The 17,795-nt window shown below is 43.2% G+C and carries 13 protein-coding genes; 12 read left to right on the plus strand and 1 reads right to left on the minus strand.

Annotated features, from left to right (window positions below; translation table 11 throughout):
• The first annotated feature begins 376 nt into the window (after positions 1–376).
• From fis to purD, 3 genes are all read left to right on the plus strand, one after another.
• On the plus strand, positions 377–646 hold the full coding sequence (gene fis, locus NI468_RS02175) for a DNA-binding transcriptional regulator Fis (protein ID WP_001086304.1): 270 nt from the start codon (positions 377–379) through the stop codon (positions 644–646).
• Between the two features lie 95 nt (positions 647–741).
• On the plus strand, positions 742–2,316 hold the full coding sequence (purH, locus tag NI468_RS02180; RefSeq protein ID WP_004646700.1) for a bifunctional phosphoribosylaminoimidazolecarboxamide formyltransferase/IMP cyclohydrolase: 1,575 nt from the start codon (positions 742–744) through the stop codon (positions 2,314–2,316).
• 127 nt (positions 2,317–2,443) lie between these two features.
• Complete coding sequence (purD, locus tag NI468_RS02185; RefSeq protein ID WP_253099492.1) at positions 2,444–3,727, plus strand: phosphoribosylamine--glycine ligase; 1,284 nt, start codon at positions 2,444–2,446, stop codon at positions 3,725–3,727.
• A 57-nt stretch (positions 3,728–3,784) separates the two neighbouring features.
• On the opposite strand, the gene NI468_RS02190 is transcribed toward purD, so the two are convergent.
• Positions 3,785–4,825, minus strand: coding sequence for a hypothetical protein (locus NI468_RS02190; RefSeq protein ID WP_005246647.1), 1,041 nt, complete (start codon positions 4,823–4,825; stop codon positions 3,785–3,787).
• A 67-nt stretch (positions 4,826–4,892) separates the two neighbouring features.
• On the opposite strand from NI468_RS02190, the gene NI468_RS02195 reads away from it, so the two are divergent.
• From NI468_RS02195 to NI468_RS02235, 9 genes are all read left to right on the plus strand, one after another.
• Positions 4,893–5,453 carry a GNAT family N-acetyltransferase gene (locus NI468_RS02195; protein ID WP_253099496.1) on the plus strand — a complete coding sequence of 187 codons (561 nt, stop codon included), beginning with the start codon at positions 4,893–4,895 and terminating at the stop codon, positions 5,451–5,453.
• 601 nt (positions 5,454–6,054) lie between these two features.
• Positions 6,055–6,930, plus strand: coding sequence for a MetQ/NlpA family ABC transporter substrate-binding protein (locus NI468_RS02200; protein ID WP_005100876.1), 876 nt, complete (start codon positions 6,055–6,057; stop codon positions 6,928–6,930).
• 76 nt (positions 6,931–7,006) lie between these two features.
• Positions 7,007–8,032 carry a methionine ABC transporter ATP-binding protein gene (locus NI468_RS02205; RefSeq protein ID WP_222112111.1) on the plus strand — a complete coding sequence of 342 codons (1,026 nt, stop codon included), beginning with the start codon at positions 7,007–7,009 and terminating at the stop codon, positions 8,030–8,032.
• Positions 8,029–8,724 (plus strand): methionine ABC transporter permease, encoded by a 696-nt coding sequence (locus NI468_RS02210; RefSeq protein ID WP_004279923.1) that lies wholly within the window; start codon positions 8,029–8,031, stop codon positions 8,722–8,724. The genes NI468_RS02205 and NI468_RS02210 overlap by 4 nt, the downstream gene beginning before the upstream one ends.
• Positions 8,725–9,081: 357 nt before the next feature.
• Positions 9,082–12,654 (plus strand): DNA polymerase III subunit alpha, encoded by a 3,573-nt coding sequence (dnaE, locus tag NI468_RS02215; RefSeq protein WP_253099499.1) that lies wholly within the window; start codon positions 9,082–9,084, stop codon positions 12,652–12,654.
• A gap of 37 nt (positions 12,655–12,691) precedes the next feature.
• Complete coding sequence (locus NI468_RS02220) at positions 12,692–13,540, plus strand: RNA methyltransferase (RefSeq protein WP_253099503.1); 849 nt, start codon at positions 12,692–12,694, stop codon at positions 13,538–13,540.
• Positions 13,540–14,349 carry a serine O-acetyltransferase gene (gene cysE / locus NI468_RS02225; RefSeq protein ID WP_004279928.1) on the plus strand — a complete coding sequence of 270 codons (810 nt, stop codon included), beginning with the start codon at positions 13,540–13,542 and terminating at the stop codon, positions 14,347–14,349. Before NI468_RS02220 ends, cysE begins: the two co-directional genes overlap by 1 nt.
• A 117-nt stretch (positions 14,350–14,466) precedes the next feature.
• Positions 14,467–15,417: an ABUW_2363 family tetratricopeptide repeat lipoprotein gene (locus tag NI468_RS02230; protein WP_004646689.1), complete on the plus strand. Its 951-nt coding sequence runs from the start codon at positions 14,467–14,469 to the stop codon at positions 15,415–15,417.
• A gap of 120 nt (positions 15,418–15,537) precedes the next feature.
• Positions 15,538–17,544: an esterase/lipase family protein gene (locus NI468_RS02235; protein ID WP_253099506.1), complete on the plus strand. Its 2,007-nt coding sequence runs from the start codon at positions 15,538–15,540 to the stop codon at positions 17,542–17,544.
• Positions 17,545–17,795: the final 251 nt, after the last annotated feature.

Genomic DNA, 17,795 nt, shown 5'->3' on the forward strand with positions numbered 1-17,795 from the left:
ATTAAAAAAAGTTAAAAAAAATGCAGTTTTCTTGCTCACTTTTGCTTAGACAATGGTATGATACGCGCCACGAAAGCTATGTGCTGCAACTCCTCGCGACTTTTTCACAACAAATACAGTCTTGCCTAATGCGCTATAAAATTTATTGCGTATCGTGCAGATTTTTTTGTTTTGATTTTGGTCAGTAACAAAACTTTAACTATTGTTACGCTTATTTTTCGACCAAATCGCAGAGATGTGTCAAGCTACAGGCTCAATGTAATGACTAAGTTTTAGAACTTCCGTTTTAGGATCTAAAATGGAGTTCATTTCAATTTCTAGACCACTTTTATATATCACTTTACCCAAGTGATATTTGTTTTTCGGATTAATTCGCATGAATAGCAAATCTCCTATTTTTACTGCACAATCTGATGTTGCTTTACGTATCCACGTAGATCGCGCAGTTCGCCACTATTTTGCACAACTGCAGGGCGAGCAACCATCTCAGGTATACGACATGGTGCTAGCAGAAATGGAGAAACCTCTTCTATCTGTAGTTCTAGAATATACACGTGGTAACCAAACACGTGCTGCCGAGATCCTCGGACTCAACCGTGGTACTTTACGTAAAAAGTTAAAAGCTCACGGTTTAATGAGTGAATAAATGATAAAATGCTTGCGGCTTCCGCAGGCATTTTTTTTAACCTGTAAATTGCTGATTTTGTTTTATTCTGTTCCTTGAAAACTGTGACGAAGATCATGACTATTAAACGCGCTTTAATCTCTGTGTCTGACAAGACTGGTATTGTTGAATTTGCACAAGAACTTGCTGCTCTAGGGGTAGAAATTTTATCTACAGGTGGTACCTACAAATTGTTGAAAGACAATAATGTGGCTGTAGTTGAAGTTTCGGAGCATACAGGTTTTCCAGAGATGATGGACGGCCGTGTAAAAACACTACATCCAAAAATTCATGGGGGTATCCTGGCTCGTCGTGGTCTAGACGAAGCTGTGATGGCTGAACACAACATTGATGCTATTGATTTAGTCGTTGTAAACCTTTATCCATTTGCTGCAACGGTAGCCAAACCAAACTGTTCACTTGCTGATGCTATCGAAAACATCGACATCGGTGGTCCTACCATGGTTCGTGCTGCAGCAAAAAACCATGCATCTGTAGGTATCATCGTAAATGCTTCTGACTATGCAACTGTCGTTGCCGAGCTTAAAGCTGAGGGTGCTTTATCTCATGCAACTCGTTTTGACCTAGCAGTAAAAGCATTTGAACATACTGCTCAATATGACGGCATGATCGCATCTTACTTAGGCGCTCGCGTAGGTAAAGAAGAAGGTCAGGCAGACAAATTTGCACGTACTTTCAATACTCAATTGAACAAAGTTCAAGACCTTCGTTACGGTGAGAACCCGCATCAAGCTGCTGCATTCTATGTAGAAGACACAGCGACTGAAGCTTCTGTTTCAACAGCGAAACAGCTTCAAGGTAAAGAACTCTCTTATAACAACATCGCAGATACTGATGCAGCACTTGAATGTGTGAAATCATTTGCGAAGCCTGCTTGTGTGATCGTTAAACACGCTAACCCATGTGGCGTTGCAGTATCTTTAGACGGTATTCAAGCAGCTTATGATCTTGCGTATGCAACAGATCCTGAATCTGCTTTCGGTGGCATCATTGCATTCAACCGTGAATTAGACGTTGCAACTGCACAAGCGATTGTAGATCGTCAATTCGTTGAAGTGATCATTGCACCGAGCGTTGCTGAAGGCGTTCTTGAAGTAACAGGCGCGAAGAAAAACGTACGCGTACTTGTATGTGGCGAACTTCCAGCAATCGATGCGCGTCAATCGCAACTTGACTACAAACGCGTAAACGGTGGTTTGTTAGTTCAAGATCAAGACTTGGGCATGATCACTAAAGATGATCTTAAAGTAGTCACCAAACGTGCGCCGACTGAACAAGAAATCGATGACATGATCTTCGCTTGGAAAGTAGCGAAATACGTAAAATCTAACGCGATTGTGTATGCTAAAAACCGTCAAACCATTGGTGTCGGCGCTGGCCAAATGAGCCGTGTAAACTCAGCTCGTATTGCTGCAATCAAAGCTGAACATGCTGGCTTAGTAGTTGAAGGTGCTGTAATGGCATCTGACGCATTCTTCCCATTCCGTGATGGTATTGATAACGCTGCGAAAGCGGGTATCAAATGCATTATCCAACCGGGTGGTTCTATGCGTGATGAAGAAACGATTGCTGCGGCTGACGAAGCTGGTATTGCAATGGTGTTCACTGGTATGCGTCACTTCCGTCACTAATTAATTTTAAATCCTCCCTAGCCCTCCTTAATAAAGGAGGGTTTTCTATATCATAGTAGAGCGAAGGGAGTCCCCCTTTTATCAAAGGGGGATTTAGGGGGATTCTATTTCAGAAGGATTTTTTTTAATGAATATTTTAGTTTTGGGTAATGGTGGTCGTGAACATGCACTTGCATGGAAAATCGCGCAAGATGATAAAGTCGCAAAAGTATTTGTAGCACCGGGTAATGCAGGTACTGCAACAGAAAATAAATGCGAAAATGTTGCCTTAAATATTTTAGACAATGCTGCGATTATCGACTTTGCAAAAAGCAATGCAGTTGAACTTGTCATTGTCGGCCCTGAAGCACCACTTGTGAATGGTGTCGTTGATGCTTGCCGTGAAGCAGGTGTAAAAATTTGGGGTCCTACTCAATTTGCTGCACAGCTTGAAGGCTCTAAAGCATTTGCAAAGCACTTCTTAAAACGTCACAACATTCCAACTGCTTTCTATGACGTATTTACTGAAGTAGATGCGGCTAAAGCATTTGTTGAGAAAAATGGCGCGCCAATTGTGATCAAGGCTGACGGTCTTGCTGCGGGTAAAGGCGTAATCGTTGCGATGACCAATCAAGAAGCATTTGATGCGATTGATGACATGCTTGCAGGCAATAAATTTGGTGATGCAGGTTCTCGTGTTGTGATCGAAGAATTCCTTGCGGGTGAAGAAGCATCTTTCATTTGTATGATTGATGGCGACAACATCTTGCCGATGGCAACTTCTCAAGACCATAAACGTATTTTTGAAGGCGACCAAGGTCCGAACACTGGCGGTATGGGTGCTTACTCTCCTGCTCCTGTTGTGACGGCTGACGTATTTGAAAAAACCATGAAAGAAGTGATGCGTCCGACTGTTGACGGCATGAAAGCAGATGGTCATGTTTACACAGGTTTCTTATACGCAGGCTTGATGATTGATGAACAAGGTCAACCTAAAGTGATCGAGTTTAACTGCCGTTTTGGTGACCCTGAAACTCAACCAATCATGATGCGTTTAAAATCATCTTTAGTTGATTTGGTTGAAGCTGGTATTGCTGGTAACTTACCTGCGGAAGCTGAATGGGATGAGCGCAAGACTGTCGGTATCGTACTTGCGTCACGTGGCTACCCTGAAACGTCTAGCAATGGTGATGTGATTTCAGGTTTAGACACTGAAATGGCAGATGCGAAAGTGTTCCATGCAGGTACTAAAGCCAATGAAAATGGTGAGATCGTGACTGCTGGTGGTCGTGTACTTTGCGTGACTGCACTGGGTAATACCATTGGTGAAGCACAAGCAAAAGCTTTAGAACTTTGCAAAAAAGTGACATTCGACGGCGTTCAATACCGTAAAGATATTGGTTACCGTGCGATTGCGCGTGAAAATGCTTAATCTAAATTTTGGTTAAGTAAAAACCCCGCTAAGTGCGGGGTTTTTAATTAGTAATTTTTATTTCATTTGAGCTACTAATTCTTTCCATTCATCAAAATTAGTATCTTGTGGATTACTCCAGTTTAATTCTTTCCCGACTTTTATTTTTCTAAGACCTATATTTCTTCTACAAGTAGCTAGCTCAAGCAACTCGGATAATATTCCCCACAATTCAAAAATTACTTCATATTCTGGACGTCTTCCACTATGCACTAGTTTATTTCGAGATTTTCGAGCACTCTCTAATATCTTATAATTTTGTCTTGAGATAATTTTGGCTAACCTTAAAAGTTTATGCTTAGTTGCTATATTTTTTAAAAACTTAGCTTCTTCCCATGTTGTATGTAAACATCTTACTTGTCTTGGATAGCTATCCTTACATTTAATATAAATTTTCTTCCATAAAATTTCTGTAATTTGCTCAACTACAATCCACAAATTATTAAGCGCATCATTATTGTTTTGATTAATTAAAGATGTATAACCATTTAATAGAAAGAATGGTGTAAAAGATGGAATTGACTTAATTATTTCCTGCCCAGCATTATAAGCGAGTCTTAGATCATTAAAATGTAAAACTCTAGGATGCATCAACGGTAGATATCGTTCAGATATAGATGCCCAATTGCACCTTAATTGATTATGAAGCGATGGCAAATTAGAAAATAAACTTCGCTTTTCATATAATGTACCTACATCTAACTCATGAGGATGCAAGACCTCTGCATGGATCCCACCTAATAACAGGCAACACAAAATCTCATTTAATTTAGTAATACCATCAATGCGTGTTGGAAAATTTTCGCTTTGAGGGATTGCAATTGCTCCGTCATAACTAATTAAAGCACCTAAACTATCATCACTTTCTAAAGAAAGAATTCCGATTACTTTTGATAGTTGCATTCCCTCATAATCATTGTTATTGATCTGATCTAATGAAAAATTAATCCTAGGTTGTTGTTCACTAATGATTGCTGAAAAAGGTTTTAGATGAACCATCCAAGCAGGATTACTACAAACTTGCGTTTCTTGATTCTGAATCTGTTGATCATCCAACATAATTTCATCCATGTTATATTAAATTTTAATGATTAATAGATAACATCTTATATCTTGGTCTAAGTATATGTCATCAGCTTCAATTACCACCCCTCGCCTCATCCTACGCCAATGGCAAGATTCCGACACTGCCCCATTTATCCAAATGTGTGCAGATGACGAGGTCATGCGCTACTTCCCTAAAAAAATCGATGCGACTGAAGCAACTGCATTTCTTGAACGTATTCGTACTGCCATAGAAACACGTGGATGGGGACTCTTTGCCGTAGAACTCAAAGCTACAGGCGAATTCATCGGTTTTATTGGCTTACACGTGCATCCATCTGAATTTGAAATTGCCGATGCACCTGAAATTGGCTGGCGCTTGCTACCGCAATATTGGAACCAAGGCTATGCCACTGAAGGAGCCAAAGCGGTACTGAAATATGCTTTTAGAACTCTACGACTCGAGAAAGTCATTTCTTTTACTGCATGCGTTAACACGCCATCAGAACGTGTCATGCAAAACATTGGCTTAGAAAAAGTGGGAGAGTTTGATCATCCGCTTGTACCTGCCGATCATATCTTGTGTAGACACGTACTCTATGAAAAACAGCGTTCGGATTATCTGTATATTCCCTTTTGTTAAAACAAGCTTGCAGTATCATGACCTGAGGAAACCAAGATCAGATACTGACTCGCTTAAGTTAATATAAAGGAAAGATTTATCTCGTTAATGATCGAATTTTCTTCATTTCCCAAAAATCAGACATTTTTTATATTTATCTATATGCATTTTTTATATTTCTATCTTACAAAATCTTATAAAGATCACTATTTAAACACATCCATTAAAACTATATTTTCAATATAAATAATATATTGTTTTAATTAACATTTTGTTTAAAAGATCTTTTTTTTATTCGACTAAAGAGATAAGCAAGGCTTTTCTATCCAGTATATCGAATATAGATTTATTGCTATGATATCCACAACTTCAGAGCCCCTAAACCTTTCCATGTACTTATAAAATATCTATTTTCTCTCTCCAAAATAGATCAAGTACATCAGATTTGGGCTGCCTCTGACTTGATCAAGTTCATCAGAACTGTTGCTGCACGCTTGCATCTTCTGATCTCAAGCCCTCCTTAGCAATGATCAAGCCACCTACTTAGATCGTAATAAAACTCTTATTTAACACGATTTAAAAATGCTTATACTCTAGGCAAGAATAGAATTAGGACAATTTCATGAAAAAGTTACTTGGCGTTATCTTGAGTGCCTCTGTATTGACTTTAACTGGGTGTGGTAAACAGGAAGCGCCTGCCACTGATGCAGCGCAAACTAAAGATGCAAATGGTCTTCAAACTGTAACTATGGCTTCGACCGGTTCAGATGCAGACGTATGGCGTTATATCGCGACCCTGCCTGAAACCAAAGCAGCTGGCATCAAACTTGATGTGAAAAATTTCACTGACTATGTGTCAATGAACACGGCAGTAGCCAACAAAGAAATTGATGTGAATGCATTCCAGTCTTATGCCTATATGGTGGCTTATAACGATGCCAACACAGCCAAAATTGCGCCTCTATCTACCACTTATTTAGAGCCAATGGGCATTTACTCAAGCAAAGTAAAATCTTTGAATGAGTTTAAAACCGGTGCGACCATTGCCATTCCGAATGACGGCGCAAACGAATCACGTGCATTATTGCTTTTACAATCGGCAGGTCTGGTTAAGTTAAAAGCTGGTTTTGACAATGTCAAAGGCACAACGTCTGATGTGACCGAAAATGCAAAACAAATCGTGATTAAGCCGATTCAAATGGCGACTGCAGTACGCGTAAAAGACGAAGTGGATGCGATTGTGCTGGGCAATACCCTGGCAATGGAAGGTGGTTTAAACGTATTAAAAGATGCGATTTACTATGAGCCAATTGATCAAAGCACAAAAATGAACGTCAACGTATTAGCGGTTGCAGCAGACCGTCAAAACGATCCAGTCCTGCAAAAAGTAGGTGCGTTGTATCATACGCCAGCAGTAAAAGCATATGTTGATGAACATTTTGGTGGTACGAAAGTTGCGGTAAACAAACCGGTGACGTATTTAACTGAATCAAAATAGTACTATAATAGACTTTTAGAACAGGCAAGGACGATTTCTTGCCTGTTTTTTTATCCGTGATGCAGTTTTTGACACTATGATTGAATTTAAAGATATTTCAAAACAGTATGAGCTTAAGGGTCAAACCTTGCATGCCTTGAATCAGATTAATCTTCAGATTCCAACCGGCAGTATTTTTGGCATCATCGGTTATAGTGGTGCTGGTAAAAGCACCCTCATCCGTCTGATCAACCTGCTTGAGCGCCCAAGCTCAGGCCGGATTATCATTAACGGAACAGATTTTACCGCACTCGATGCCAAAGCATTGCGTCAAGAACGTGCCAGCATCGGCATGATTTTCCAGCATTTCAATTTAATGCAAACCAAAACCGTGGCAGCCAATATTGAAATGCCAATGAAACTCCTGGGCTGGAGCAAGGCAGAACGAGAAAAACGCCTCGAAGAATTATTAGACTTTATTGACCTGAAACATAAACGTCATGCATTTCCAGATGAATTGTCTGGCGGTCAAAAGCAGCGTGTTGGTATTGCTCGTGCCCTTGCCAATCATCCAAAAATTTTACTCTGTGATGAAGCGACTTCTGCACTGGACCCACAAACCACCAAATCTGTTCTACAGCTACTTAAAAAAATTAACGAAGAACAAGGCATCACCATTGTTATGGTTACCCATGAAATGGATGTGATTGAAACTGTATGTGATTATGTCTCCGTGATGGAAAAAGGTGACGTAATTGAGACCGGTAGTACCTTACAAATATTTAGTCAACCACAGCACCCGACCACCAAGAATTTCATTCAGACCGTATTACAGCAGCATTTACCAGTCAATATTCTGACCAATCTGGAAAACCAGAATCACAACAGTATTTATTGCCTGAAATTCCTCGGCAGTTCGGCTCAGGAAACCGTGATTCAAGCGGTGATTAAACAATTTAATATCAGTTTAAATATTCTATTTGCCAATATGACCGAAATTAATGGCACGGTGATTGGCCAGATGTTTATTCAGCTACTGGGTGATGCACAAGAAATTCAAGCAGCAATAAAATTCCTTGAACAACACGGCGTACAAGTCGATCAGGCGGGAGTACAGGCATGAGAGATTTGATTGTACAGTGGCTAACAACGATCACGGCGCCGTTCTGGAAAAGCTCCCTGTCGATAGATCAGTTTGTGACAGCGCTGCAAGAAACCTTTCATATGGTGTTCTTCGCGATGCTATTTGGCTGTATCTGGGGCTTTATTCAGGCGATTACCCTGTTGGTAACACGTCCGAATGGAATTCTGCCGAATCGTGTGATTTATCACGGTCTCAATCCGATTGTGAATGCGCTACGTTCGCTGCCGTTTATTATCCTGCTAATCGCAGTCATTCCACTGACCAAGTTAATTGTCGGCACATCGATTGGTACATGGGCAGCGATTGTTCCATTAACCATTTATGTCGGTCCATACATTGGTCGCCTGATTGAAACATCTTTACTCGAAGTGAATGAGGGTATTATCGAATCTGCCCAAGCCATGGGCGCGACGCCAATGCAGATTATCTTTAAGTTTATTCTGCCGGAAGCGCGTAGTTCCCTGATTCTAAACTTGACTACTGCTACCATCAGTTTGATTGGTGCAACGGCAATGGCCGGTGCTGTCGGTGCCGGGGGTATTGGTGACTTAGCGATTTCTTATGGTTATCAGCGTTTTGATACCTCTGTAGTCATCATGACGGTAATTGTATTACTGATTCTAGTGCAGATTGTACAAAGCCTCGGTGACTGGTTATCCCGACTTCGTTAAGCTAGTTTTTATGTATGAATAAGGCCCTCTAAAAAGAGGGTTTTATTGTTTTTAATACTTACGATCCCTTTCTCATTATTTCAAAGTAAAGTCCTGCAACTATTTGATACGTGCCACGGCGACAGGAAGTCGCCCGTTGATTTGTGGCACATGGAAGTGCCATCAGATCAACAAAGGGATTTTGTTACTTTTGTCCCGTCAAAAGTAAAAGAAAATATCTTCTAACAACTAACTAAATAATCAGCTTAAAAAATCAAATTCAAACTTGACCTAAAAGTTAGCCATTTCCCCTCAATTTCAAACTGAAACAATAAATCCCATGTTAAACTATTCAATGGTTTTAGCAGGGACTCATCTATGCACTTTGTTCATCTTGGTATTCATACAGAATTTTCGATTACTGAATCCATCGTACGGATACCTGACTTGGTCAAAGCTGCCGAAGAAGAACAGATGCCTGCCCTTGCGCTCACGGATCTTTCTAACCTGCATGCTGCCGTCAAGTTCTATGGCAAATGTCTGAGCAAAGGCATCAAGCCGATTCTGGGTTCTGAAATTCGCCTGAATGATGCCGAACATCGCATGACCTTATTGGCCATGACCAATACCGGCTGGCGCAACTTGACTGAACTGGTGTCTGAAGGCTTTATCAGTGGTCAACAACTGGATATTCCCTGCGTTCAAAAACAATGGATTTTAAATCAGCCTGAGGACATGATTGCCCTGCTCGGCATGCATTCCGATGTCGGCAAAATGCTGATGAGTTCAAATCCGCAAAAAGCCGAACCGCTGCTGGAAGAATGGGTCGAAAAATTTGGTAATCGTGTTTATCTTGCCCTGACCCGTACCAATCGTCCGGATGAAGATAACTTTATTCTGGAAGCCGTTAAGCTGGCAAAAAAATACAATATCGGTGTGGTCGCACATAATGATGTGCATTTCATGACCCGTGAAGATTATGAAGCGCATGAAGCACGGGTATGTATTGCAGATGGTTATGTGCTTGGTGACAACCGCCGCCCTAAAACCTATTCACCTGAACAATATTTCAAATCTGCTGAAGAAATGACGGCGCTGTTCTCGGATATTCCATCTGCGATTGAGAACACCTATCACATTGCCAAACGCTGTAATGTGACGCTGCAACTGGGCAAATACTTCCTGCCTGATTATCCGATTCCTGAAGGTCATACCATTGATACCTTCTTTGCACACTTGTCCAAAGAAGGTTTGGAAGAACGCCTGAATTTCCTGTATCCGCCTGAACAACGTGATGAAGACTGGCCAGAAATCCGCAAGCCTTATGATGAGCGTATCGAATACGAGATTAACATCATTAACTCGATGGGATTCCCGGGCTACTTCCTGATCGTGATGGACTTCATTCAGTGGTCGAAAAGTAACGGCGTTCCGGTCGGTCCGGGCCGTGGTTCGGGTGCAGGTTCACTGGTCGCCTATAGCTTAAAAATTACCGATCTTGACCCGCTGCGTTATGAACTGCTGTTCGAACGTTTCCTGAACCCGGAACGTGTTTCGATGCCCGACTTCGACGTCGATTTCTGTATCGCAGGCCGTGACCGCGTGATTGACTATGTAGCACGTACCTATGGCCGTGATGCAGTCTCCCAGATTGCAACATTCGGCACTATGGCGGCCAAAGGTGCGATTCGTGATGTTGCCCGCGTTTTGGGTAAATCTTATGGCTTGGCGGATCGTATCTCGAAAATGATTCCGACCAAGCCTTTAGGTCTAAGCCTGCTTGAGTCACTAGAAGCTGAACCCCAGCTTAAAGATATCGTCACCAATCCATCCAATCCAGACCATGACGATGCAGCCGAAATCTGGGAAATGGCACTGAAACTGGAAGGTATTACCCGAAACACCGGTAAACACGCCGGTGGTGTGGTGATCTCGCCAACCAAAATTACCGATTTCTCTGCGGTCATGTGTGATGCCGATGGTACCGGACGCGTGGCACAGTTCGATAAAGACGATGTCGAATCTGCAGGTCTGGTGAAGTTTGACTTCTTGGGTTTGCGTAACCTGACGGTGATTGAAGATGCGGTTAAAAATATCAATAAACGCATCAAAGCGGATAAACCTTTAGATATTGCTTATATCCCGCTTGAAGATAAAGACGCATATCTGGTCTTTGCCAATGCCAACACCACCGCGGTATTCCAGTTTGAATCCGTGGGCATGAAGAAGATGCTGAAAGAGGCACGCCCGAGCAAGTTTGAAGAAATTATTGCCTTCGTATCGCTGTACCGTCCAGGCCCGATGGATCTGATTCCTGACTTTATCCACCGGATGCATGGTGGCGATTTTGAATATCTGCATCCCTTGCTTGAAGGCGTACTAGAACCCACCTACGGGATTATGGTGTATCAGGAACAGGTAATGCAGGCTGCACAGTATTGTGCCGGCTATACCCTCGGTGGCGCGGACTTGTTACGTCGGGCCATGGGTAAGAAAAAACCGGAAGAAATGGTCAAACAGCGCCAGATCTTTATTGAAGGTGCATCGAAAAAAGACATTGATGAAGCTACGGCCAACCATATCTTTGACTATATGGAAAAGTTTGCCGGCTATGGTTTTAACAAATCGCATGCGGCTGCCTATGCTTTGGTTGCCTACCAAACTGCATGGCTGAAAGCGCATTATCCGGCTGAATTCCTGTCGGCAGTATTGACCTCGGAGATGCAGAACACCGACAACGTGGTATTCCTGATTGATGACTGTCGCAAAAATAATCTGGAAGTTTTACCGCCGTCAGTGAATATGTCGCTGTATCAATTCCATGCTATCGATGAGCAAACCATTGTCTATGGTCTGGGTGCGATCAAAGGCGTCGGTGAAGCGGCGATGCAGTCAGTGATTGACTCGCGTGCGCAAGAAGGTTCATTCCGTGACTTGTTTGATTTCTGTCATCGTATTGACCTGAAAAAAATCAATAAGCGTACTCTGGAAGCACTGATTCGTTCAGGTGCATTGGATTGCTTAGGCATTGACCGCGCCGACCTGATGGCGCAACTGCCTGAAGCGGTTCAAGCTGCGGAACAGGCACGTTCCAATCGTGAAACCGGCATCATGGACCTGTTTGGCGAAGTGGAAGAAGTTCAGCGCAAGCCATCTAAACCGGTCAAGCCATGGGCGGATGAAGTTCGCCTGAAAGGTGAAAAAGACACGCTTGGCCTGTATCTGACTGGCCACCCGATTGATGTGTATCGCAATGAGCTGAAAGCCTTTGTGCCTTGTCAGATCAATGAGCTGACGCCGACCCGCCGTGGCGTGACCACCGTGTTTGCAGGACTGGTGGTGGATATTGCCAATTTCCCGAACCGGATGATGATGACACTGGATGATGGTACGGCACGGATTGAAATTTCAGCCAATCACGAACGCTTCAACCGCTTTAAAGAGATTATCCAGCTCGATAAAGTGGTGGTGATTGAAGGCGAAATCTATGAGCGTGAAGGCTTTGACCGTCCGATGGGACGCCTCACCAAAGCATTCAGCCTGAATGAAATTCGCCAGAAACGTGCCAATAGCATCAAGATCACTCTCACAGCCGAGCATTTCAGCAAGAGCTTGAGCCGTGACTTGCAGCAGATTCTGACTCCTTATTGCAATGTTGATATGTCCGCACATATTCCGGTGATTCTATATCTGGATTACCCGTATGCCACGACTGAACTGCATCTGGGTCTCAACTGGAAAGTCGCCCCACTGGATGAGCTCCTAGCCAAATTGCGTGATTATTTTGGTAAAGAAGCCTTGCATATTGAGTATCAGGTCAAGTCCAAAGCTGCCAAAGCCGTGTCCTATGAACAGGCCAAGCCGGTGGATATTCCTCCGCCGCCTGCGGACATGAGCATGGATGATGCACTGGAGCTGTATCAGGCTGAATCCCAGCCGCAATATTCATAAATCCTGATCTTTAAAACACCTTAAAATTGGAATCCTCATGAGTCAAATTGACAATGCTGCTGTTTCAGCACATCTCTCCCATGTGCGTATTGTCATGGTCAATACCACTTTACCTGCCAATATCGGCAGTGCCTTACGTGCCATGAAAACCATGGGCTTGTCCAAGCTGGTTCTGGTGGCACCTAAAACCTATCCACATCCGGATATTGACGCGCTGGCCGCGGGTGCAACTGACCTGATCGAGCAGATCGAGATTGTAGAAACCCTTGAAGATGCCATTAAAGACTGTCAGATTGTATTCGGTACCAGCGCACGTAGCCGTACCATTCCCTGGCCGCTGTTAGATGTGCGCCCTGCCGCTGAAAAAGCCATGACCGCCGTGGTACAAGATCAGCAGGAAGTCGCGATTCTATTTGGCCGTGAAGACCGTGGTCTGACCAATGAAGAACTGGCGATGGCCAACTATCACCTGACTATTCCTGTGAATACTGATTATGGCGTACTGAATGTAGCTCAGGCGATTCAGGTGATCTGCTATGAAATGCGCATGGCGACGATGAGTCAAATTGAACAGCCACGTAATGCTAAAGCGACCATGCAAGTCATTGATGGCATTGAAATGGAATGGGATGAACCCTTGGTCAATCATGCGCAGATGGAACAGTTCTATCCGCACTTGGAAAAAATGCTGGCAGAAATTGAATTTATGGATCCAAAAAATCCAAGATTATTGCCTTTACGCTTGCGTCGTCTCTTCGGACGTATACAATTAGATCGTATGGAATATCACTTACTTCGTGGTATTTTCAGCCGTGTTCAGGCATTGAATAACGGTACCTGGAAAAAATCTTCACACACATCATCACAGGACGAGGATCAAATCTAATGCTAAAACAGCTCAAAGAAGATATACAAGCTGTCTTTGCGCGCGATCCTGCAGCACGCAATACCTTAGAAGTCTTAACCACTTACCCTGGCATTCATGCGCTGATCATGCATCGCATGGCACATGAGCTATGGAACAAAGACTGTAAAGGAACTGCGCGTGCGTTGTCTTCGTTTAGCCGGTTTGCCACGGGCATTGAAATCCATCCGGGTGCAAAAATTGGCCGCCGTTTCTTTATCGATCACGGTATGGGTGTAGTCATTGGCGAAACTGCTGAAATTGGCGATGATGTCACCCTTTATCACGGTGTGACTTTGGGTGGAACGACCTGGAATAAAGGTAAACGTCATCCAACGCTAGAAGATGGCGTGGTAGTCGGTGCTGGTGCCAAGATTCTTGGGCCATTTACCGTAGGTAAAAATGCCAAAGTCGGTTCTAATGCGGTCGTTACCAAAGCGGTTCCTGAAAACGCCACAGCTGTGGGCAACCCGGCACGTTTTATTACCAAAGACAAACCCAAAGATGATGCTGAAGCCCGTCGTCGTGACTATGCCGAAAGTATCGGTTTCCAGCCCTATGCCGCGACTGAAGATCAGTCTGATCCGATTTTAGAAGGTATGCGGATTCTGCTGGATCGCATTCAGCAAAATGAAAAACGCATGAACAACTTGTGCAATCGTCTTTCTTTGTTAGATCCGACCTTTAACAAGCAGCAACAGGATGGCCAGCCTTTGAGCAAAAAAGAGTTGGAGATTCTGGAAGAAGCGCGCCGTGAATGTGAAGCGCAAACCAGCCAATCCAAGGCCTGAATATCACACTTCACTCTGTAACACGGGTTTACTTGCATGATCGTTATAGTTTTCATAGACTGACGATCATGCAATTTTTGAATAGATGTTTTAAAAATAACAGAATGGATGACTATTATGACCTTTAAGCCCTTGGCACTTGCTTGCTTAGCATTCACAATTACTGCGTGTTCAACCACTCCTCAGAAATCTGCTGAGAAACCTGTAGATCAAGTGGTTTTTGTAGAGCCTGAACTGAGCCCACCATTTTATGCTTTAAATCCATTCAATTATAATGAACCACCTGAATTTGAAGTGCATTTGAAAAAAGCTGCAGCGCAGCCTGTAACCAAGATGGTGGTGACGGATCCTAATGATCCATCCAAGCAACTGACCCTGGATGTGAATAAACTGATTATTCCAGTGGTAGATAGCAATACACGTGCAATGCGTTATGCAGCACTTGCCAATTCAAATGAAATCGATATCACCGAAATTGACGATTTCCTGCAAATGGTCGAAGGTAAGGCACGTCATTATCCACCACGTTTCAGCGATCGTCAGGAACGCCGTGGTTTTGAAGCCAAATTGCGTGAAGTCACCCGACAACTGGATACTTTAGCGGCCCGTCCAAATGCCTCTTTTGATGTGTTGATGCGTGCTTTTAAAGCCAGCGTGATGGCACGTAACTTGGATCTGGGTTCAGTTTATACCACCAATTCCCTGACCTATGCCCAGCGTATTCTCAAAATTAACCCGGATGATCCTGAAGTCAACTTCTGGTTTGGTTTTGGTCTGTCTGAAGGCGGTGGTCAACGAGAAGCCATCGCTTATCTGGACAAAGCCATGAAAGCTGGCGTTCAGGAGGCTTATCTTTCTGCAGCCAATAACTATATTGCATTAGAACAGAAAAAAAATGCCACTCAAACCTTGGCGAACTATAAGGTGAAATATCCGCAAGAAGCTGAAGTAGCCGACCGTCTGATTCAGGAAATTGAAAAAAATGGCCGCTGGAATGTTTGGCAAATTCTGCAAACATCAACACCCGCTCCGGCTACAGACCCAGCAACAGCACCGGTAACCCCATAATCAAGATTCGCTTCAATTTGATTACAAATAGACTGCTACGGCGGTCTATTTTTATGGGAAAAAATTAGTAAAATACAAAACATTATCCCGCTTTATAACTTGAATTCAGTGAAAAGTTTTATGCACGAAAAAATAAATAAAAGATTAATGCTGTGCACTTTACTCATCACCAGCGTACTCAGCGGCTGTCAGGTGGTCAGTGTTAAGGAACAGGCGATTAATGTCACGCTGAACAATGAGCGTGACAGCATCTTGACCCGCGACAAGCTCAGTGAAGCCAGTCTGAATGTGTTGTCCATGACAGGTCGTGAAGCCCAGATCTGTATTGATCAGCCCGAAGAATGTGTGGAAGATCTGAAAAGTATTCCCCAAATTTTAGATGAACAATTGCTTTCTACAGCAAGTGAATTATATCTAGCCAACTCCTTACAAAATGCCAAGTCTGCTGAATGTAACACCGGAATTTTAAACAAAACCCGATCACCGGAAAAACAGCAACAACACAAGCAGAACATCCAGAAATGTCTGGATCAGCAGCTCACTATGCTGGATAAAAGCATTCGTTATAGCTATGCCTATCTATTTAAAACCGAGCGTGCGCCGCAAGAGCGTATTTTTGATAACCGCCAGGTTCAGATTCGTGACTTTTATAACCTGGCGATTGCCCATCTGATTCAACGCTATGCTGAACGTTATGAAGCCAAACAGTCCGGCCAGCGCATTCAGGTCGGTGACAGTGTATACACCATTGATCTGGAAAATTTTCCGCAGCTGAAAAACCAGACCATTGAACAGCTGATGTCCACCTATAACATGAACTTTTCCGGCCTGCGTTCTATCACCCGCCGTGATGGTTTTGGTTCAGAATTTTTAGTGGTCTTACCTGAAGCACAGCAAACCGAGCAGGATAAAAAATATATTGTCGATCCGCTCAAGCACAACTATCCAAATGGTATCAATCCAAACATTCATTCAGCCCGCTATCTGGCGACCACCATTACCGCTGTACCCAAATCCGCGAATTCGACGGAACAGATTTTATCTACTTCAGAGTTTCACCTGAAACTGTATGATCCTTATAAGCATGAAAAGATTAAGGTGGCTTCGAAAGAATATGCGCTAGCCGCCAACTTTTCCGCACCTTACGGTTTATGGCTGGCCGAGAACAATCTGGGGCGTTTAGCCTATCTGACGCTGATTAATCGCGAAGACAGTCTGAGCATGCCGCACCTGTACATGCTGGAACCTTATAATCCGGACAAGAAAGTGCTGGTATTGATTCATGGCCTGGCCAGTAGTCCTGAAGCCTGGATTCGTCTGACCAACGACATTATGGGTGATCCGGTATTAAGAGAAAATTTCCAGGTCTGGCAGGTATTTTATTCTACTAATATGCCGATTCTGGAAAGCCGTTTTCAAATTAATGCACTGGTTCAGCAAGGCTTTGCCCGGGGTGCGAACAATGCGCCAGCCAAAAAAGATGCGGTACTGGTCGGACACAGTATGGGAGGTGTAATTGCCCGTTTAATGGTCAGTCAGGCCGATATTACCCAAGATGCATTCAAGCTGGTACAAAATACCCGCATTGCACAATTTAAGGATAACCCGCTCTTTAAAGCACGCCTGCAAATGCAACCTATTCCGAATTTCACCCGGGCCATTTTCTTAGCGACACCGCATCGTGGGACGGAATATGCCGATCGCTGGCATACTAAACTGGCCCGTAAAATTATCCGCATACCAGGCGCATTTTTGGGTGCCTTTGCCGATACCCTGCAAGGTGAGATCGGGTTAAACGAGTTTGTCAAAGAACTGGGACATGACCTGATTCAGAATGGCCCAAGCGATCTGAGTGAAAATTCGAAATTTACTGCATTAACAAAGGATATTCAGCCTTCTAAAAATATCAAATTTCATTCTATTATCGGCAATACGGTAGATACTCAAGATACCAAGCTCATGAGTGATGATATCGTTTCATACGAAAGTGCTTACTTGGAAGGTGCAGTATCTAGCAAAGTGATTAAGGGCGGCCACTCGATTCAGGAAACGCCTGAAGCCGTACTGGAATTACGCCGGATTCTCAGATTACATCTGACCGATCTTGGTCTTTATGATCCGGAATAAACTATCGTCTTGATTGAGACTTGCCACCGCATGTTCGCATCCGGTGGTTTATTTTTTAAAATTGCAAATAATGCTGAATAAGAAGCCATAGCGACAGATCTGAGCGCTGACTTAAAGATTCATCTGGAATTTCATTTCTTTCTAAAAATTAAATTTGATAGACTTGCTGCAATACAGCTTTAAAGCTGAATTGAATCAGCAGATTCATTTCACATTTTCGATCTCCTGTGCTCAACCATATTGGATTGGCC

Source organism: Acinetobacter lwoffii, from assembly GCF_024129355.1.
Classification (GTDB): Bacteria; Pseudomonadota; Gammaproteobacteria; order Pseudomonadales; family Moraxellaceae; genus Acinetobacter; species Acinetobacter lwoffii_I.

Excerpts from the sequence above, each read along its gene's own strand:
- fis (WP_001086304.1), top strand. The coding sequence starts at position 377 with ATGAATAGCAAATCTCCTATTTTTACTGCACAATCTGATGTTGCTTTA.
- purH (WP_004646700.1), top strand. The coding sequence starts at position 742 with ATGACTATTAAACGCGCTTTAATCTCTGTGTCTGACAAGACTGGTATT.
- purD (WP_253099492.1), top strand. The coding sequence starts at position 2,444 with ATGAATATTTTAGTTTTGGGTAATGGTGGTCGTGAACATGCACTTGCA.
- NI468_RS02190 (WP_005246647.1), bottom strand. The coding sequence starts at position 4,825 with ATGTTGGATGATCAACAGATTCAGAATCAAGAAACGCAAGTTTGTAGT.
- NI468_RS02195 (WP_253099496.1), top strand. The coding sequence starts at position 4,893 with ATGTCATCAGCTTCAATTACCACCCCTCGCCTCATCCTACGCCAATGG.
- NI468_RS02200 (WP_005100876.1), top strand. The coding sequence starts at position 6,055 with ATGAAAAAGTTACTTGGCGTTATCTTGAGTGCCTCTGTATTGACTTTA.
- NI468_RS02205 (WP_222112111.1), top strand. The coding sequence starts at position 7,007 with ATGATTGAATTTAAAGATATTTCAAAACAGTATGAGCTTAAGGGTCAA.
- NI468_RS02210 (WP_004279923.1), top strand. The coding sequence starts at position 8,029 with ATGAGAGATTTGATTGTACAGTGGCTAACAACGATCACGGCGCCGTTC.
- dnaE (WP_253099499.1), top strand. The coding sequence starts at position 9,082 with ATGCACTTTGTTCATCTTGGTATTCATACAGAATTTTCGATTACTGAA.
- NI468_RS02220 (WP_253099503.1), top strand. The coding sequence starts at position 12,692 with ATGAGTCAAATTGACAATGCTGCTGTTTCAGCACATCTCTCCCATGTG.
- cysE (WP_004279928.1), top strand. The coding sequence starts at position 13,540 with ATGCTAAAACAGCTCAAAGAAGATATACAAGCTGTCTTTGCGCGCGAT.
- NI468_RS02230 (WP_004646689.1), top strand. The coding sequence starts at position 14,467 with ATGACCTTTAAGCCCTTGGCACTTGCTTGCTTAGCATTCACAATTACT.
- NI468_RS02235 (WP_253099506.1), top strand. The coding sequence starts at position 15,538 with ATGCACGAAAAAATAAATAAAAGATTAATGCTGTGCACTTTACTCATC.